Here is a 17832-nt window from a genome sequence, read left to right on the forward strand (position 1 = left end):
GCCCTGCGATTCTTACCTAGAAACATCACTGTCTCTATTGGTTTTATCTTTGTTTCTGTTCAGTTTTCAAAGGTCATACAAGAAGCGCCAAAATCACTTGGTGACAACTCTTATATCTTACACTTCCTAGCACTGATTGTCAAGAACTTTTTTTGAAAAAGTTTTTTTAACTCTTTGTTGCTTTTATCTGTTTGCTGGAACGATTACTAATATATCACGTTTTTAAGACCTTGGCAAGTCTATTTGACAAAAAAAGTTCACATTTCAAAAAAAGTTTTTCTAGACTGCCTTTTTCGAAAGAAAACCGTGCTCTTGAAGCGTCTCAAAAACACGGTTTTTCTTCTTATTCTCTTGGTTTCATTGTCGGGAATAAAAGAACATCTCGGATTGATGGTGCATTAGTTAGTAGCATAACTAGTCTATCCATTCCGATGCCAAGCCCTCCTGTTGGTGGCAGGCCATACTCTAATGCTTCTAGGAACTCTTCGTCCATACTATGTGCTTCGTCATTACCATGTTCGCGTTCTGAGACTTGTGCCTCAAAGCGTTGACGTTGATCGATTGGGTCATTTAATTCTGAGAAGGCATTACCGTGTTCACGTCCTACTATAAATACTTCGAAACGATCAGTGAATCGCGCATCATCTTTATTTGTTTTCGCTAGTGGTGATATTTCAATTGGATGACCATAGATAAAGGTTGGTTGAATAAGCTTCTCCTCAACAAATACTTCAAAAAATTCATTCAGGATATGTCCGTATGTCATATGTTTTGTAATTGGGACATTATGTTCTTTGGCTAACGCTTGAGCTTCTTCGGTTGTTTGAACAGTCCAAAAATCTACTCCTGTATATTGTTTTACGGCATCTACCATATGTAGACGTGTCCAATTAGGCGTTAAATCAATTTGATTATCACCGTATGTGATGACAGTTGTACCGTGTAGTTTTTGGCATACCGTAGAGATTAAACCTTCTACTAATTCCATGATGTCTTCAAAATTTTCGAATGCCGCGTATGTTTCTAGCATTGTAAACTCTGGGTTATGACGTGTGGATACGCCTTCGTTACGGAATACGCGCCCAATTTCGTATACTTTATCCATTCCACCTACAATTAGGCGTTTTAAATGTAATTCTAACGCTATTCGTAGATAGAGTTGCATGTCTAGCGCATTATGGTGTGTTATGAATGGCTTCGCTGCTGCTCCACCTGCAATCGTGTGTAGAACTGGTGTTTCTACCTCTAAGTAACCGATATTATCTAAATAATTACGTGTATACTGCATGATTTTACTACGCATTACAAATCGTTGTTGACTTTCCGAGTTTGTAATTAAGTCCAAATAGCGTTGACGATAGCGTTGTTCCACGTCCTTTAGTCCGTGGAATTTGTCTGGTAATGGACGCAATGATTTGCTTAACATCGTGAATTCAGTTGCTTTTACAGACAATTCGCCGGTGTTAGTTAAGAAAACAGTCCCTTTGATTCCTACAATATCGCCCAAATCCGCTAACTTGAACATATCATAGGATTCTTCTCCGACACCGTCTTTACGAATATATATTTGAACTTGGTGGAAGCGATCTTGTATATGCGTAAAACCTACTTTTCCTTTTACGCGTTTTGTCATGATACGTCCAGCAACAGCTACTTCTATTGCAGCTTCTTCTAATTCTTCTTTTGTTTTCCCTTCATATTGGGTTACGATTTCTTCTGGGCTAATGGTACGAACGAACTTGGCGCCGAATGGATCTATACCTTCTGCTCGTAGTGTATCTAGCTTCTCACGACGTACAATTAGCTGATCGTTTAGTTCTTCATGGTTCTCGTTGGACATATTTGACACTCCTATTCTTTTCAATTTATACAGATAGTTTCATTATACGCTCAATTGGGTTGACTTTTCTAGTTTTATTTAAAAAAAGTTACCTCTGTTTGTGATGAGGCAACTTCAAGACTGGGTTAAAAAATCGGGTTATTGATTTGCTAGCGCCTTTTCCTCGTATTGATTGACGAAACCTCTTAGAATTGCTTCCATCTCAGCGTATTCTGTTGCTTGATTTGCCGCAACTTTAGCACGCGTACTTCCACGGGCGCCTTTTAGGTAGTAAGCTGCGTGTTGACGGAATTCGCGAACAGCGATTTTTTCATTTTTTATATCGATAAGACGGCGTAGATGAAGCAATGCTGTTTCAATTTTTTCTCGTGGTTCTGGTTCTGGGAGGAGCTCACCTGTTTCTAAGTAGTGAACCGTTCTATAAATCATCCATGGATTGCCGAGTGCGGCACGGCCAATCATGACTCCATCCGCCCCGGTTTGCGCTAAGATTGCTTTCGCGTCTTCTGGTGTTTGGACGTCCCCATTGGCCATAAACGGGATGGAAATGTTCTTTTTAACCTCTGCTAGGACATTCCAGTCTGCGCTACCTTCATACATTTGTACGCGGGTACGTCCGTGCATGGCGATAGCACTAGCTCCTGCGCGTTCTGCTGCTTGAGCATTTTCAATAGCAAACATGTGCTCTGAATCCCAACCGATACGCATTTTCACGGTAACTGGTTTATCGACAGCGTCCACCACGGAAGCAACCATGTCATATACTTTATCGGGATTTAAAAGCCATTTTGCGCCCGCTTCACATTTGATGATTTTATTGACCGGGCATCCCATGTTGATGTCGATGATATCTGCAGTTGTATTTTCTGAAACGAACTTAGCTGCTTCTACTAAGGTATTTTTTTCACCACCCGAAATTTGCAAGCTTAGCGGTTTTTCTTTTTCGTCGATATAGAGCATGTCGAGTGTTTTGGCATTGCGTTGCGCAATTCCCTTATCGCTAATCATTTCGCAGCATACAAGTCCTGCACCGAATTCTTTGACCGTTAGACGGAACGCAGAGTTTGAAATCCCAGCCATCGGAGCAACGACAACTCTATTTTTAATAGGTACATTGCCAATTTTCCACATAAAAAATGTTCCTTCTTTCTTGAAATAAAATAACCGCGAACCCATTATTTCATGATGTCTGCGGTTTTATTTCTTCTTTAAAATAGTATTGTTATCGTAACACATCTAGCAAAAAGCGCAAGTGCCAATTTTACCAGACTAACTCGATATTCGTTTGGCGAATCCCTTGATCTGCTAAAACTTCTTCTCGCATAAGTGGTGCGGCAACATCTGGTGCGATTTCCTGTAATGGAATCATGACAAATGCCCGTTCTATCATTCTTGGATGCGGTAACTCGAGGGTTTCACTTCTCTGGGTTATGTCTTCATATAGAAGTAAATCGATATCGATAAGACGCGGACCCCAACGGATAAGTCGGATACGGCCTAGCACAGCCTCAATATCCAGCCCTTTTTGTAACAGTGATTCCGGATCTAGTGACGTTTGTATGGATACCGCGATATTTAGAAAAGCATCTTGATCCTCGAAACCTACTGGGTCAGTTTCGTATACGCTTGAAACTTGATTAATCGTTATTTCCGACTCTGCTTGCAGTGCTTTTAAGGCATTTTCTAGATTCTCTTTACGATTTCCGATGTTCGTTCCAATTGATAAATACGCTTTATTCAATTTCGCCACTCCTTGTTCGCGTTATTTCGACCGCGACAGAATGATAGTGCCCAGGAATTGGTGGGTTCGGCTTAATTACTTTGACAGTGATTTCTTTTAAAAGAGGATATCCCGCTAAAACTTCTGTCGCTATTGTTTCTGCAAGCGCCTCGATTAGTTGGAATCTCTGGTTTTCAGTAATTTCTTTGACTGTTTCATAAACCTCAGCATAGCTTACTGTATCACTTACCTCGTCGCTTTTACCTGCTTTTTCAATCGATAAACCTAGTACGAGTGAGACAATAAAGCTCTGGCCTAATGTATTTTCTTCCGGCATGACGCCGTGATAACCATAGAAAGCTAGTTCATTTAAATAAATTTTATCCATTTTAAAAAGTTCCTCCTTATTTATTCGGCACTTCAACATTGCCTAAAATCGCTTCTGTCATCGCAATCATGCGAGCAATCGGTTTCACATCATGCACTCGGAAAATTGTACAACCTTTTATCTGGCCATAAACAACAGTCGCGCCTGTCCCTTCCATTCGTTCGTCTACCGGTAAATCAAGTACCAAGCCGATTGTAGATTTACGGCTCGTTCCTAATAAAACTTCATAACCGAGCGCAACTATTTCATCAATTCGTCGCAAAACTTCTAAATTCTGTGCTGGTGTTTTAACAAAACCAAAGCCTGGATCAATCAAAATATGGTGATTTGGCACCCCTGCATCTTTGGCTATTTTAATACTTCCCTGCAAATCTTCCTTTACATTTTCAAAATAGTCATCGTAGTCGTGATTCGTACGATTATGCATTAAAATAATCGGTGCTGCGAAGGTGGCTGCTATCTTTGCTATTTCTGGATCTTTTTTCGCGCCCCATTGATCGTTAATGATATCAGCGCCCGCTTGAATTGCTGCAAGTGCCACCTCTGACTTCCACGTATCGATAGAAATCCATACATCCGGCAAAACCTCGCGAACAGCTTTAATAGCAGGGATAACACGTTGCAACTCCTCATCTATAGATATTTCGCGATGACCCGGTCTGGTCGATTCACCGCCAATATCAATAATCGTAGCACCGTCTTGTATCATTTGGACAGCTTTATCTTTTATTTCTTGTTCCGTTATGTAACTACCTCCATCTGAAAATGAATCTGGTGTGACATTCAGAATCCCCATGATCATTACAGGATGTGACGTTTGCCATAATTTGCTCAATGAAACCACCTCTTTTAATACTAGTATAGCATGAATCTACATATTACGAGGTCCACATACCCTTTAGAACGCAACAAAAAACCAGCGTGGAAAAGGGAGTAACCACGCTGGTCAAAAAGGGAGTGTTAAGTATTCATTTTAAAAAGGGAAAAAATGAAACTTAGTCTTACTTGTTGTTAGCTTATGATTCTATAATACGCGACAAAAACAAAATTTTAGTGAGTTTTGTGTTAGAATTTGATGAGAAAACACTGGAATGATTAAACTGGTCGTTGAAGCTGGATCCAGAGGCGCAAAATACCAACAACAAAAAAACTGATGCCACTACTCCTCTAGACGTCACAACTTCAAAAAAGCAGATACAGTTAGCACCAGCTCACTTCACAATCTCCGAATCCTCAGATACAGCACCATCACTATTCACCGAAACCACAACAAAATACTTCCCTTCTCCCGCCTCAGCCACGATACTCTTTCGCTCCGTTGCCGCCACACTAGCTATCTTCACTTTTTTCTCGCTCTCTACTTGATAGATTCGGTACCCAATAATATCGGGCGCTCTATTGGCACACCATGTAATCGTATCACCTATACGCTTTACATTGGTCGGTGGTCGCGGTATTTCTTTTGCCATTGCGCTGTCATTTACTAGTTTAGCCGTTACCACTAAGCGATCGATATGTGTTCGCCGTTCGGTGTCAAATGTTCCTGTGCATGTGATAAGGTTTAGCAACCTGTCTGTTGATGAACCAAATATCTGGTCAATCGGCGCCTTCTCAGCCAAATAACTTTTTTTCGTTTGGGTAGCAAATGTTAATGTTCGGCCAGTTTTGTCTGTTAGCAAAATTTTATCGCCTGCCTGCAGTTCTTTTAGATAGAAAAATACGGCGGGCCCTTTTTTACTGTCTACATGTCCAGCAATGACAGATTTCCCTCGGCTTCCCGGCTTATAGCCAGGATTATACCATCCAGCTTGAACGGTATTGTTCGGAACTTCCATCTGACCATTAGCTGTTTTTCCAACTTGTATCACTGCGGTGTCGACTTGAATCGCAGGTATTTCGATTCGAGCCGGAATAATGCCTGTTTGGTTTTTCTGTTTTGCGATTCGGATAGCATCGATTTCTCCTTGCTGACTTGCGTAGATTGGAAACTCGGCGATTCGGCTTGTGATTTTGCCTGTCGTCGGTTGCTCATCATGCTTCACTTGAATCGTGGGCTCGTTTTCTGGTGCAAATGGATGCAATGCGAATGCCAAGATTATAATCGCTAGGATCGCAGTGATACTTGTTAGAAAAATTTTCATGGTTTTCACCTCATTTTATTGGCGGTGTTGCTTCTTTTGTTGGCGGAAAATGATGAATCCGGCTCCGGCAAGGATAATTCCACTGAGACTAATCCAAATAGCTAGGTTATTATTCGTTTGTTCGCTACCGCCCATTCCTGTGTTCGGCATACTTGTTGGCATCGTATCGCTAAATTTGTCTGGGGATTGGGTTACGATTGCGCCTCCAAGGTTTTCACCAATGCCCGACATTAATTTATAGCCTTCGCGATAAGATGCGTATGAACCTGCATAGTCCCCAGAAACATATTTATCAAACGTGTCTGTTACCGTTGTTTCGTGTTGTGTTACTGCGGCGATAGCATCTTTGGCTGGAAGATTACCATCTGTAGCTGTTGCAAGGAAATTACCGAAGTCATTGGCAAACGTGTTGGTGAGTCTTGTTTTATCTTTTTGTTCGTTATCGGTATTTTTAGCTACGGTCGCTGCTGCTAGATCAGCCTGGGCATTGATATGGTTCGTAGTCCAAAGTTTTTCAAATTGATTGCCTGCATCTGCGCCGTAAATCGATGTGAACGCGGCTTTGAATGCAGCTGTGTTCTGATCTTGAGCCCAGTTGACGTAATCGTAGTCTGGATCGCCATCATAACCCTTTTCCATGCTCAAAGTTGCTAAAGCAAAATGTTCGCTTCCGAGCATTGTTAGAGCTGAACGTAAGTCGGCTGCGGCTGTATCTGGTTTGGTGTTATCAAATTTATCTGGATTTTGCGATACAATGGCTCCTGAAATTGCTTTTCCAGCGCCGAAAATTTGTTCAAATCCTGCTAAGTATGTTTTATAGGCTCCTTCGTAATCTTTTGCGACGTATTGGTCAAATACTTGTTGCACGTCCGCTTCATGTTCGGCAAGTGCTTGTTTGGCACCTGCTTCCGGTAATTTCCCACCTGTTGCTGTAGATAGGAAGGCTGCCATGTCATTTACGAATTTGTCTACTTCTTTTGTCGCTGCGTCTTGGGCTGCTTTATCGCCATCTTTCACGGCTTGTGCGTAGTCGTCGGTTGCTGCATTATGCGGCGCGAAGATAGCTTCAAATTGTTTGCCGCCTTCTTCACCGTATACGGATGCAATTGCTGGTTCCATATCTTTTGCGTTTTGGTCCAACGCTTTTGCTGCTTCTGGCGCTGCTTTATTGCCATCATATGTTTTAATCATCGTGTCCACTGCTAATGCGTAGTGTTCCGATAATAAGTAATCGAATGTTGCTCTCAAATCAGATGCAGGTGTTTTGACTGTTGGTGTTGTTTCTGCCGCATATGCCCCCGTTGCTGGTGAAACTATTAATACCAAACCTAATACTGGCGCTAACCATTTTTTCTTTTTCATTTTTCCCACTCCTTTGATTTGTTTTACATATAGCTTACGAAGCGAATTTGGAAATGGATCACTTTTTTTAAAATTATTTTATTTTCTGATCCAAAGCGGTTTTTCGTTCGTTAGTTTCTATAGAAGGACTTTTTCCAAAAGAATGTGCTATCCTTGTATTACCTTGGAGAAAGGGGGATGAATATGCCTGAAAATGATGCAGCCCTTTATGAACGTATTGGGCAAGGCGATAAGTCGGCGCTTGAGGAACTCTATGATCAATATCACAAATTGGTGTTTTCTTTTGCATACCGAATGACGGGAAATAAAGAGCAGGCGGAGGAAGTCGTGCAGGAGGTTTTTATGAAGCTTTGGGTAAAACCTGGCCTGTATGATCCTTCGAAGGGGAAATTTGCATCGTGGTTGCTAACGGTGACGCGAAATCTCAGTATTGACCTCATGCGTAAACAGAAAGAAGTCCCTTACGAACTGCAAGAAGAACGGGGAAAATTAGCGGATGATGAGCCAACACCAGATGAAATATTGGAATGGAAGGAGAAAAAAGAGATCTTGAAGCAAGCTATCGGGCATTTGAAAGAAAATCAACAAGAAATGATTCACTTGTTTTATTTTAATGGTTATTCTCAGCAGAAAATTGCGGATCATTTTGGTATACCGCTTGGGACTGTGAAGGGGAGACTACGGCTAGCCTTGCAACATTTGCGAGCGACGCTGGATACGAATGGAGAGAGGAGGGATTTGGATGAGCGAGCGTGATTATAGTGCGCAAGTTTTGGATTATATCAACGGGGATTTGAGTGCGGATGCGCGACTTGATTTTGAAGCGGCGATGGAACGGTTGCCGGATTTGAAGGCAGAAGTTCTTGAACTCGAGGCTTTGATGGCTGATTTGCCTTACTTGTCTGAATCCGTGACTCCTCCTGACGGTATGAAGGAGCGTGTGTTGGGGAATGTATTTGTGCAGGAGCAGGAGAGTGTGACGCCAGACGTAGTGAAAATAGCGAATGTTGTGCATAAACGGAAACGGCGCTGAGTGATTCCTAGTTTGGTTGCTGCATTGGTTATTTCATTGGCAGGGAATTTCTATGTGATTGCAACGCGTGACCAAGATACGAAGCAGGTTACGGAGGATACGGATGTTACGAAGACTTCGAAGGCCTTGCAAGCTTCTGAAAACGTAACAGCTAGCGCAACGGCTTCGTTGATTCAAAAAGGGGCGCAAAATACGCTGGTCATACAGGCTCAGGATTTAAGTCGTTTAAGTGGCGCTGAATGTTATCAGGTTTGGTTATTGTTTGATGGAAAGCCTACGCGAGCCGGGACTTTTATAGCGAACGATGACGGGCATGGTGGTGTGATTCATTCTATTCCTGCGGACGCGAAATTTGATACTGTTGCGATTACGATTGAACCAGATAATGATAGTCAGACTCCGAAAGGACCAATTATTTTGAGTACAAATTTATGAACAACTTGAAAGGTGCTACGGTGCCTTTTTTGTTTGGGCGTTTTTTATTAGATGTAAGTTCGTGTTTTTTCTGTTGCTACTTATTTGTCTCTAGTTATTCTTTAGTCGTTACATAAGAACAATTAGTGGCGCTTTATTCTCATGCATACTGGTGTTCTAATTCAGCAAAGGACGCTTCAAACACAAAAAAGACAACGCGTTGGTGACACGCTGCCTCTTCCTTTCCATCACGAGGAAGTAATGGAAATTGACTTATTTGTTGTGGTCTTACAAGTACTATATTACCGCACGCTCACGAAATTTTACTGTGTTTTGTGTTAGAAGTTTATGAGATTTATTCGAAATTGTATAAGGCTGTACTCAAATAACGTTCGCCATTACTTGCGACAACTGCCAATACTTTCTTACCTGCACCTAATTCTTTCGCTAATTTTAGTGCTGCAAAAATTGTTGCTCCTGATGAGATTCCTACTAGTATCCCTTCTTTTTTTGCAACTTCACGGGCTGTTTCTAACGCATCTTCACTGGATACTTTGAGAATACCATCGTATACTTTCGTGTCTAATGTGTCTGGTATGAACCCCGCTCCGATTCCTTGGATTTTATGTGGAGATGGTGCGTCACCTGAGAGTACTGCGGATTCTTCTGGTTCTAATGCATAGATTTTAATGTCTGGATAGTTTTTCTTTAGCACGTGTCCTGCTCCGGATACGGTTCCTCCTGTCCCAACGCCTGCGATAAATGCGTCTAAACCGTCTTTACCGAATGCTTCAACGATTTCTGGACCTGTTGTTCGCTCATGAACGGCCGGATTCGCTGGATTATGGAATTGTTGTGGCACGAAATAAGCGTGTTCCTTCGCAAGCTCGTCTGCTTTAGCAATCGCGCCTTTCATTCCATCAGGACCAGGCGTTAAAACTAGTTCTGCACCGTATGCTTGAAGTAATTTGCGACGTTCTAAACTCATCGTTTCTGGCATTACAAAAATCGCACGGTACCCTTTAGCAGCAGCTACCATCGCAAGTCCAATCCCTGTATTCCCACTCGTTGGCTCAATGATTGTATCTCCTGGCTTTAGCGCACCAGACCGCTCTGCATCTTCAATCATTGCGTTTGCTATCCGATCTTTTACGCTACCACCTGGATTTTGAAACTCCAATTTTACATATACGTCCGCACTTCCCGCTTCTGGCAATCGATTCAGCTTCACGATAGGCGTTTTTCCGATCAAGTCTGTAATTGAGTTTACAATTTTCATTTTCTCAACACTCCTTCTCTATTCTCTCCTCTAATTTAATCAATTCCGAGTCATTTTGTCAAACTTAAAAGGTACCCCATCACTGGGATACCTTTTAACGCTTATTTCGCTTCTTCGTAAAACACTTCCAACTCTGCTTCATCAAAATGATATTTGTTACGACAAAAATGACATTCTGCCTCAGCGCCGTGATCTTCTTCAATCATCTGGCGAATTTCGTGTTTCCCTAAAGAAATAATCGCATTGCCAAAACGCTCTTTAGAACAATTACACTCAAAAACGACTGGCATTTTTTCAAGAATTTGTAGGTTTTCTTCTCCACCAGCAAGCCTTGCCAAAATTTGTTCTGGCGTCTCACCTGCTTCTATCAGTCGGGAGATAGTTGGGCAATCTTTCAGGTTTTTTTCGATTTCATCAATGATTGCATCGTCAGCACCTGGTAACAGTTGCAACATGAAACCACCTGCGGCTTCGATTGTATCATCAGGATTTACAAGCACACCTACGCCAAGCGAGGAATTAATTTGTTCAGACTTGGCGAGGTAGTACGTATAATCTTCACCTATCTCACCGGAAACAATCGGCACTTGTCCTGTGAAATTAGTACGCAAACCGATATCTTTCACAACTCCTAGAATTCCTTCTGTCCCAACTCCGCGACGGACGTCTAGTTTTCCAAATTCATTTAGTTCACTGAAATGCACATGTGGATTCGTTACGTATCCGCGAATTTGGCCTTGTGTATTGCTATCTGTGATGATGGGACCAATTGGACCATTTCCTTCTATTTTTACAGTTACTTTTTGGTCTTCCTTTTGCATCGCGCCCATAAATAGTGTCGCTGTCATGGATCTACCCAGCGCTGCGGAAGATACTGACCATGTGTCATGACGACGCTGCGCCTCACCTACTGCTTCTGTTGTTCTTGCAGCATAAGCACGGACATTTCCGCCATACGCTAATGCTTTTACTAAATAATCACTCACTATCATTAACTCCTTTATTATTTAATTGATTTCGTTCATATAAAATTCGTAGCCCTTTTAATGTTAAAAATGGATCTACGATATCCGTTATATCCGATTTCCCACTGATCAGCCTCGCGAGTCCTCCTGTTGCAACGATTGTTGGTTCTGTATTCGTCTGTTCTTTCATTGCTCTCACAATACCTTCGAACTGACCAATAAAACCGTAATAAATCCCAGCTTGCATCGATGTAACAGTGCTTTTACCAATGACCTTAGGCGCTTCCGTAATATCAACGCGTGGTAGTTTTGCAGCACGGTTGTAAAGCGCTTCGGTCGAAATCATAATGCCTGGAGCAATCGCCCCACCGTGATAACGTGATTTCTCATCGATATAGCAAAAAGTTGTCGCAGTTCCAAAATCCACGATAATCGCCGGTGCCCCGTATTCTTCGATAGTCGCAACCGCGTTAACAATACGATCAGAACCGACCTCGCGCGGATTATCAACTTGTAGATTGAGGCCAGTTTTGATGCCAGGTCCAACAACAAGAGGCCTGATTTCGAAGTATTTGTAGCACATCGCCTCAAGAGAATGCATAATAGGCGGGACAACTGATGAGATGATAATACCCTCGATAGCTTTCGGCGAGATATCACCATATTGGAAAAAATCAAGAACCATCATACCTAGTTCATCTGATGTGCGGTGTCGATCCGTCGTCATCCGCCAGTGCCTGCGCAATTCCTTATCTTCGTAAACACCAATCGTGATGTTCGTATTCCCAACATCGATGACTAAAATCATGTCACTCACCATCCTTTTGTGATTTTTCTAGAGTATCATAACATGGATTTAAAGAAAAGCCGAGTAATTTGTCTTATTTTGACCAATGCGATTGAAAAGCTGAAGAAGCCCGTTTAGCCCTGAAAAAAATTGTTAGGGGGCGCATTAAAAGTCCTCCTTTGACTTTTAGGGAGGCCACGAAATTTTCGAAGGGCTGGCTTCTGAAGCTGGATCCGAAGGCGCATCACATGATGCACTACATGGTTTACATGCTCGCTTTGCTCTCATGCATATTGAGGTTCTCCTGCTTCTCGCTTCTGGTTTGCCTTTCCTTTTGTTCAGAACTCTGCTTTGTAAGAACCGCTGATGGTTTACATGCTCGCTTTGCTCTCATGCATATTGAGGTTCTAACTCAGCGGAGGACGCTTCGTAAGAACCTCAACAAAAACCAGCACACAACTATCATGTACTGGTTTCTCATCTTACTTATTCGCCTTTTTTATCATCATTTGGCGTTTTTTCAGCATCTGGTGCTTCCTCAGTCACAACCTCTTTCGGCTCTTCTGATTCTGCGTCTTTCTCTGCTTTTTCTTGTTTATCTGCATAATCCCAAATCTTATCGTTCTTCGCTTCTTCAGCAATCTCTTTCTTCTCTTCTTCAAAAGATTTTGGTGTTACGTCGTCTTTTTCGGAAGGGAATTCTGACATTTGCTCATCAGCGTCCATTTCAGATGGTAAAACACCATCGTCATATAGCGAACGGATTTGGCGTGCGTCTAATGTCTCCACTTCAAGCAACGTTTCCGCAATAAGCGTATGTTGCTCTCTATGTTCTTCAATAATCGTTTTCGCACGGTCATAACAGAAACGAATTAGGCTCTGAACTTCGGTATCAATTTCATATGCGATCTTATCGGAATAGTTCTTACCACTTCCAAAATCTCTGCCCATGAATACTTGATCGTTACCTGATGCGAATTGGAGTGGGCCAATCTTATCGCTCATACCCCATTCTGTCACCATCCGGCGCGCGATTTGTGTCGCACGTTCGAAGTCATTGCTTGCGCCTGTCGTTACTTCACCAAATTCGATTTCCTCGGCAACGCGTCCACCTAAGAGACCAGTAATACGATCCATTAGCTCGGCTTTTGTCATTAGGAAGCGATCTTCTTTCGGTAGCATAACAGCATACCCACCTGCTTGCCCACGTGGAACAATTGTTACTTTGTGTACTACTTCGGCTTCATCAAGTACCATCCCAACGATTACGTGACCACTTTCATGATACGCAACAGTTCGGCGTTCTTTGACTGAAATAACACGATTTTTCTTGGCTGGGCCAGCAATAACTCGATCACTTGCCTCATCCAAATCTTTCATATCGATTTCTTTCTTATTGGCACGTGCGGCAACCAATGCTGCTTCGTTCAATAAGTTCTCTAAATCGGCACCAGAGAATCCTGGCGTGCGTTGTGCAATTGCTTTTAAGTCTACACTTTTTGCAAGTGGTTTATTGCGTGCATGAACTCGAAGTACAGCTTCACGTCCTTTAACATCTGGACGATCTACCATAATCTGACGGTCAAAACGACCTGGACGCAGTAACGCTGGATCAAGTACGTCGGCGCGGTTTGTTGCAGCAATGATAATGATTCCTTCGTTACCGCCGAAACCATCCATTTCTACAAGTAATTGGTTCAATGTTTGCTCACGTTCGTCATGTCCGCCGCCCATTCCTGCGCCACGTTGACGTCCTACAGCATCAATTTCATCAATAAAGATAATACATGGAGCGTTTTTCTTCGCGTTTTCGAATAAATCGCGGACACGGCTTGCACCGACACCAACGAACATTTCTACGAAGTCCGAACCACTGATTGAGAAGAACGGTACGCCTGCTTCACCGGCTACTGCACGGGCAAGTAATGTTTTACCTGTACCTGGAGGACCTACGAGTAAGACCCCTTTAGGAATACGTGCGCCAAGTTCGGCAAATTTGCGTGGATCTTTTAGGAAATCAACCACTTCTACTAATTCTTGTTTCTCTTCATCTGCACCTGCTACATCAGTGAAGCGGACTTTATTCTTGTCGTCGTTATAAAGTTTGGCTTTACTTTTACCAAAGTTCATAACTCGACCGCCACCGCCGCCACCTTGTGCTTGGCTCATCAAGAAGAAGAACAGGATAAAGATAATAACAAAAGGAATGATGGAAGTGAAGAACGTAATCCAACCACTATTTTGCTTGGCAGGTACAACATCCATCTTCACATCATTTTTGTTAGCTAAATCTGTAATTTGTGCTGTTAATTGATCATTGGCAATCGCATAAGTCGTGAATTTCGTTGTAGACTGATCTTTCCCAACTTTGCTATCCGTTTTTTCTGCTTTCTTCAGTTCTCCATTAATCACATACACGCTGCGATCCGGTTGCATAGAGAATGATTTGATTTGATCGTCATTCATTTTCGTGATGAATTCATCATAGCTGATTTCTTTCGCAGACTCACTATTGTTATTAAAAGTGGCAACGATTCCTATGATGACAAGGAAAATGATAACGTAAAATATGGCGTTTCTAAAAAAGCGATTCATTCCTTACCTCCTCCCACGTAAGAGCATGGATTGCATCTTTACAGTTAGGTTGATTCTCCCTTTTTGCTGTAAAAACTAATCCGCCTTGTGTTTCTCTCACGAAGACTTTCTATTAAAAGCATGGTTTATTATTATTCCTCAAATAGGCATATTGAGCTAAAAACTAAGACTAATGATAGCATAACGATTTGCAATTTCCCAATGATTTGCATGTAGTTGGATATGATTTTTTGTTACAGGAAAATTTTAACGTAGAATAGCTACCTTTGTGCCTTGTTTTCTATATGTTAACAAATTTAATTCATTTTGTGAACTAAATCAATCTGCATAAATTTCTGGTTTCAAGACTCCGATGTATGGTAAATTACGATATTTCTCTGCAAAATCAAGGCCATAGCCAACAACGAATTCATTTGGAACGATAAATCCGACATAATCAGCATCAATATAGACGTTTCGTCCCTCTGGCTTATCTAGCAGCGTTACTAGTTTTACCGATTTTGCTTTGCGGTATTTTAGCAGATCTACTAAATAGCTCAGCGTTCTTCCGCTATCAATAATATCTTCCAAAATTAGTACGTCACGTCCCTCAACTGATGTGTTTAGGTCTTTGATGATTTTTACTTCACCGGTTGAAACAGTACCATTACCGTAGCTTGATACATCCATGAAATCCATTTCCAAATATGTATCTACTCTCTTTAGTAAATCGGTCATGAATGGTGTTGCGCCTTTTAGTACACCGATGACTAGCGGGAAGCGACCGTCATACTCTGCTGTCAGTTCCTTTCCTAATTCCAAAATCTTCTCTTGGATTTCATTTTCGCTAATCAACACTTTTTGAATATCGTTGTGCATGCTTTTGTTTCCTCCTAAATTACGATGATATCTTATTATATATTGCTTTATTTCACGGCTAGGCTTTGCTTGATGAATCGATGCCTGAACGCCTGGAATCCATAAAATTTCACCTGAATAGTCTGTCACAATTGGCCATGTATCACGTTTATGTTTCGGAATTTTAGCATCGATGAAAATTGATTTGAGCTTCCGTGTGCCTCCTTGTGTTTTCATCCGATCACCGTTCATTCGACCTCGTATAATGAGTGGCAACTGTATCGCATCCTGATTCACAATCATACCGTCTAGCCCCGCCGTCTGCACAACAGAACTCTTGGTCTTAATCCGAATCTCTGCGCCATCAGCAAGCGTCACACGATCACCATCATATAATTGGTGATAGAAATCCCGCACCTTCTTGCTGGACTCGCCATAAAAGAAATCTAATTCCGTGTATGCTCGCCTCACAATTAAACTATTTGGTAAATGAATCACACCTGATGGATTTGCTTCCCGATTTAATCGTAAAATCTGATCTACGTGCCCCGCCGAAATAAGTGACATGTTATCCTTGTACAGATGTCTTAATAGTAAATGAATTGTGCGTCGTTGTAAAGGTTTGGGCAGGTTATTCCATTCCAATAAAGAAAGTTTTACCTCAGTTTCTCTATATTCCGTCATATCTCGTAACGCCTGTTCTGCCAGCTCATTCAAAAACTGGAAATCTTCGGTTGTTTCTTCTGAAAAACGCCTGAACTGCTCATCAACATGAAGATTTTCTTGTTTCAAAAATGGCAACAATGCTTTGCGATAGCGATTACGGGTATACGTGTCCTCTTGGTTCGTCGCGTCCTCTAAATAAGGAACTTCCTGCGCTCGACATAAATTCACTATTTCACTTTTTGTTAACGGTAAGAATGGACGGATAACCCGTCCATTGACAAATTCGCGTTTCGGCTGCATCCCTAGCCAGCCAAGATCCGAGCTCCCACGAACAAGTCGCATCAATATCGTCTCCATCTGATCGTCTGCATGATGCGCCAAGACTAATTTTGTGCAGTGATACTTCCGCATTAGCCCTCTAAAAAAGGAATAGCGGTATTTGCGTGCTGTCTCTTCAATTCCTGTTTTCTCCTGCTTTGCTAAATGTCTAATATCCAGTTGTGTCGATTCAAAATGAATGCCATAAGTCTCACAAACATCCGCGACAAGCTGTTCCTCATCTGCAGATTCCGCGCGCAACCCGTGATTGACATGTGCCACTATAATCGACTCTTTTGGCACCAATTTCGTTTGAATCAAAAAATGAAGCAACGCCATCGAATCGGCACCACCAGAAACAGCGACGAGCAAATGGTCATTTGGGTTGATAAGTTGATGCTTAGCTATAAACGTCATTACTTTTTCGCGAGACATCATCTTTAATCAACCTCTCTCATCGTCAAAATCAGGCAAAAAAAGGAGTTGTACCTAAGCCAAGTAAATCAGACTTTAGTTGACTTTGAACAGCTCCTATAAATTCACTATTTATGATTAGCTACGTTTCGCGCCACGTCCGCCACGTTTGGACTCGGTTTGACGTTTCAAGGTAGATAAACGGTCTTCACTATCTTTTAAGAATTTAGACATCTTATCTTCAAAATTCTCTGGCCGTACTGGTTCTGCAGCTTTTTTATTGTATTTTGGTTTACGAGGTCCGTTATTATAACTTCTCTCTGGGCGTTCTGGACGTTCTGGTTGATCAACAGCTTTACGAATCGATAGACCAATTTTGCCATCGTCACCGACATTCATTACTTTCACAGTGACTTCATCGCCGACTGTCAAAATATCATTGATGTCCTTCACATAATTATCCGCAACTTCACTAATGTGAACAAGACCTGTCTTGCCACCTTCCAATTCAACAAACGCCCCAAAATTAGTAATCCCAGTAATCTTCCCTTGTAACTTGTTGCCTACTTCAATCGACATAAAACAATGCTTCCTCCTTAAAATTTCACTCTACCCTTAATTATAGCTCATATAAAAAGAGTGTCAATTACACGAAACTTTTTTCGCAAATTAATTGGACGACTCTTTCTTCTTATCGTTTTCGTCAGGAATATTGAAGATGATTTCCCCCTTCTCAGAAAGGAAATACTCACTCCTAGCCAGTTTCGCGATGTAGTCATCATCATGTAATTTGTTAATCGTGCTCTTTAGTTCTTTCTGATTTTGCGCTACTGCGAGTGCTTTCTTATCTAGTTCTACTTTCTCTATTTCCTTGGCGTGTAGCAAACTCACTTGTTGTGAGTAAACATACACAAGTCCACCACTAACAACCACCATGACAGCGGCTAGCATTAACAACCTACGAAATAATGCGACTCTTCTGCGTGATTGTTGCTTCTTCATAGTGGTTTCATCTTGTACGTAACGATTATTCAATCTTGTGACAGTACGCTGATCTCTTTTCACACATCATC

Annotated in this window: 17 protein-coding genes; 3 read left to right on the forward strand and 14 right to left on the reverse strand. The window is 41.8% G+C overall.

Annotated elements, in window-relative coordinates:
- Positions 1–343 precede the first annotated feature (343 nt).
- The 7 genes from lysS to R8925_RS11710 form a co-directional block, all read right to left on the reverse strand.
- Positions 344–1840 carry a lysine--tRNA ligase gene (gene lysS, locus R8925_RS11680; RefSeq protein WP_430536021.1) on the reverse strand — a complete coding sequence of 499 codons (1497 nt, stop codon included), beginning with the start codon at positions 1838–1840 and terminating at the stop codon, positions 344–346.
- Between the two features lie 138 nt (positions 1841–1978).
- Positions 1979–2971: a tRNA dihydrouridine synthase DusB gene (gene dusB, locus R8925_RS11685; protein WP_430536022.1), complete on the reverse strand. Its 993-nt coding sequence runs from the start codon at positions 2969–2971 to the stop codon at positions 1979–1981.
- Between the two features lie 130 nt (positions 2972–3101).
- Complete coding sequence (folK, locus tag R8925_RS11690) at positions 3102–3581, reverse strand: 2-amino-4-hydroxy-6-hydroxymethyldihydropteridine diphosphokinase (RefSeq protein ID WP_430536023.1); 480 nt, start codon at positions 3579–3581, stop codon at positions 3102–3104.
- On the reverse strand, positions 3574–3948 hold the full coding sequence (gene folB / locus R8925_RS11695) for a dihydroneopterin aldolase (protein WP_430536024.1): 375 nt from the start codon (positions 3946–3948) through the stop codon (positions 3574–3576). Before folB ends, folK begins: the two co-directional genes overlap by 8 nt.
- 16 nt (positions 3949–3964) lie before the next feature.
- Complete coding sequence (gene folP / locus R8925_RS11700; protein WP_430536062.1) at positions 3965–4750, reverse strand: dihydropteroate synthase; 786 nt, start codon at positions 4748–4750, stop codon at positions 3965–3967.
- Positions 4751–5159: 409 nt separating this feature from the next.
- Complete coding sequence (locus R8925_RS11705; RefSeq protein ID WP_430536025.1) at positions 5160–6089, reverse strand: class F sortase; 930 nt, start codon at positions 6087–6089, stop codon at positions 5160–5162.
- Between the two features lie 15 nt (positions 6090–6104).
- Complete coding sequence (locus R8925_RS11710; protein ID WP_430536026.1) at positions 6105–7451, reverse strand: copper amine oxidase; 1347 nt, start codon at positions 7449–7451, stop codon at positions 6105–6107.
- 183 nt (positions 7452–7634) lie between these two features.
- Here R8925_RS11710 and R8925_RS11715 point away from each other — a divergent pair, with 183 nt between their 5' ends.
- The 3 genes from R8925_RS11715 to R8925_RS11725 are packed head-to-tail and all read left to right on the forward strand — an operon-like array spanning position 7635 to position 8919.
- Positions 7635–8207 (forward strand): RNA polymerase sigma factor, encoded by a 573-nt coding sequence (locus R8925_RS11715; protein WP_430536027.1) that lies wholly within the window; start codon positions 7635–7637, stop codon positions 8205–8207.
- Positions 8194–8484, forward strand: a complete 291-nt coding sequence (locus tag R8925_RS11720) for a hypothetical protein (protein ID WP_430536028.1) — start codon at positions 8194–8196, stop codon at positions 8482–8484. The genes R8925_RS11715 and R8925_RS11720 overlap by 14 nt, the downstream gene beginning before the upstream one ends.
- Positions 8485–8919 carry an anti-sigma factor gene (locus R8925_RS11725; RefSeq protein ID WP_430536029.1) on the forward strand — a complete coding sequence of 145 codons (435 nt, stop codon included), beginning with the start codon at positions 8485–8487 and terminating at the stop codon, positions 8917–8919. It begins immediately after the preceding gene.
- A gap of 334 nt (positions 8920–9253) precedes the next feature.
- Here R8925_RS11725 and cysK read toward each other — a convergent pair whose 3' ends face one another.
- The 7 genes from cysK to R8925_RS11760 form a co-directional block, all read right to left on the reverse strand.
- Complete coding sequence (gene cysK / locus R8925_RS11730) at positions 9254–10177, reverse strand: cysteine synthase A (protein ID WP_430536030.1); 924 nt, start codon at positions 10175–10177, stop codon at positions 9254–9256.
- 101 nt (positions 10178–10278) lie between these two features.
- Positions 10279–11163 carry an Hsp33 family molecular chaperone HslO gene (hslO, locus tag R8925_RS11735; protein ID WP_036071766.1) on the reverse strand — a complete coding sequence of 295 codons (885 nt, stop codon included), beginning with the start codon at positions 11161–11163 and terminating at the stop codon, positions 10279–10281.
- The gene (locus R8925_RS11740; protein ID WP_430536031.1) at positions 11156–11950 is read right to left on the reverse strand and encodes a type III pantothenate kinase; all 795 of its coding nucleotides are present in this window, start codon (positions 11948–11950) and stop codon (positions 11156–11158) included. The genes hslO and R8925_RS11740 overlap by 8 nt, the downstream gene beginning before the upstream one ends.
- A 465-nt stretch (positions 11951–12415) precedes the next feature.
- On the reverse strand, positions 12416–14524 hold the full coding sequence (gene ftsH / locus R8925_RS11745) for an ATP-dependent zinc metalloprotease FtsH (RefSeq protein ID WP_430536032.1): 2109 nt from the start codon (positions 14522–14524) through the stop codon (positions 12416–12418).
- A gap of 318 nt (positions 14525–14842) precedes the next feature.
- Positions 14843–16783, reverse strand: a complete 1941-nt coding sequence (gene hpt, locus R8925_RS11750) for a hypoxanthine phosphoribosyltransferase (RefSeq protein WP_430536033.1) — start codon at positions 16781–16783, stop codon at positions 14843–14845.
- A gap of 114 nt (positions 16784–16897) precedes the next feature.
- Positions 16898–17338 carry a S1 domain-containing RNA-binding protein gene (locus tag R8925_RS11755; protein WP_036071779.1) on the reverse strand — a complete coding sequence of 147 codons (441 nt, stop codon included), beginning with the start codon at positions 17336–17338 and terminating at the stop codon, positions 16898–16900.
- Between the two features lie 90 nt (positions 17339–17428).
- Positions 17429–17824 (reverse strand): FtsB family cell division protein, encoded by a 396-nt coding sequence (locus tag R8925_RS11760; protein ID WP_430536034.1) that lies wholly within the window; start codon positions 17822–17824, stop codon positions 17429–17431.
- Positions 17825–17832: the final 8 nt, after the last annotated feature.

The organism is Listeria rocourtiae subsp. hofi (assembly GCF_963575615.1).
GTDB lineage: Bacteria > Bacillota > Bacilli > Lactobacillales > Listeriaceae > Listeria_A > Listeria_A hofi.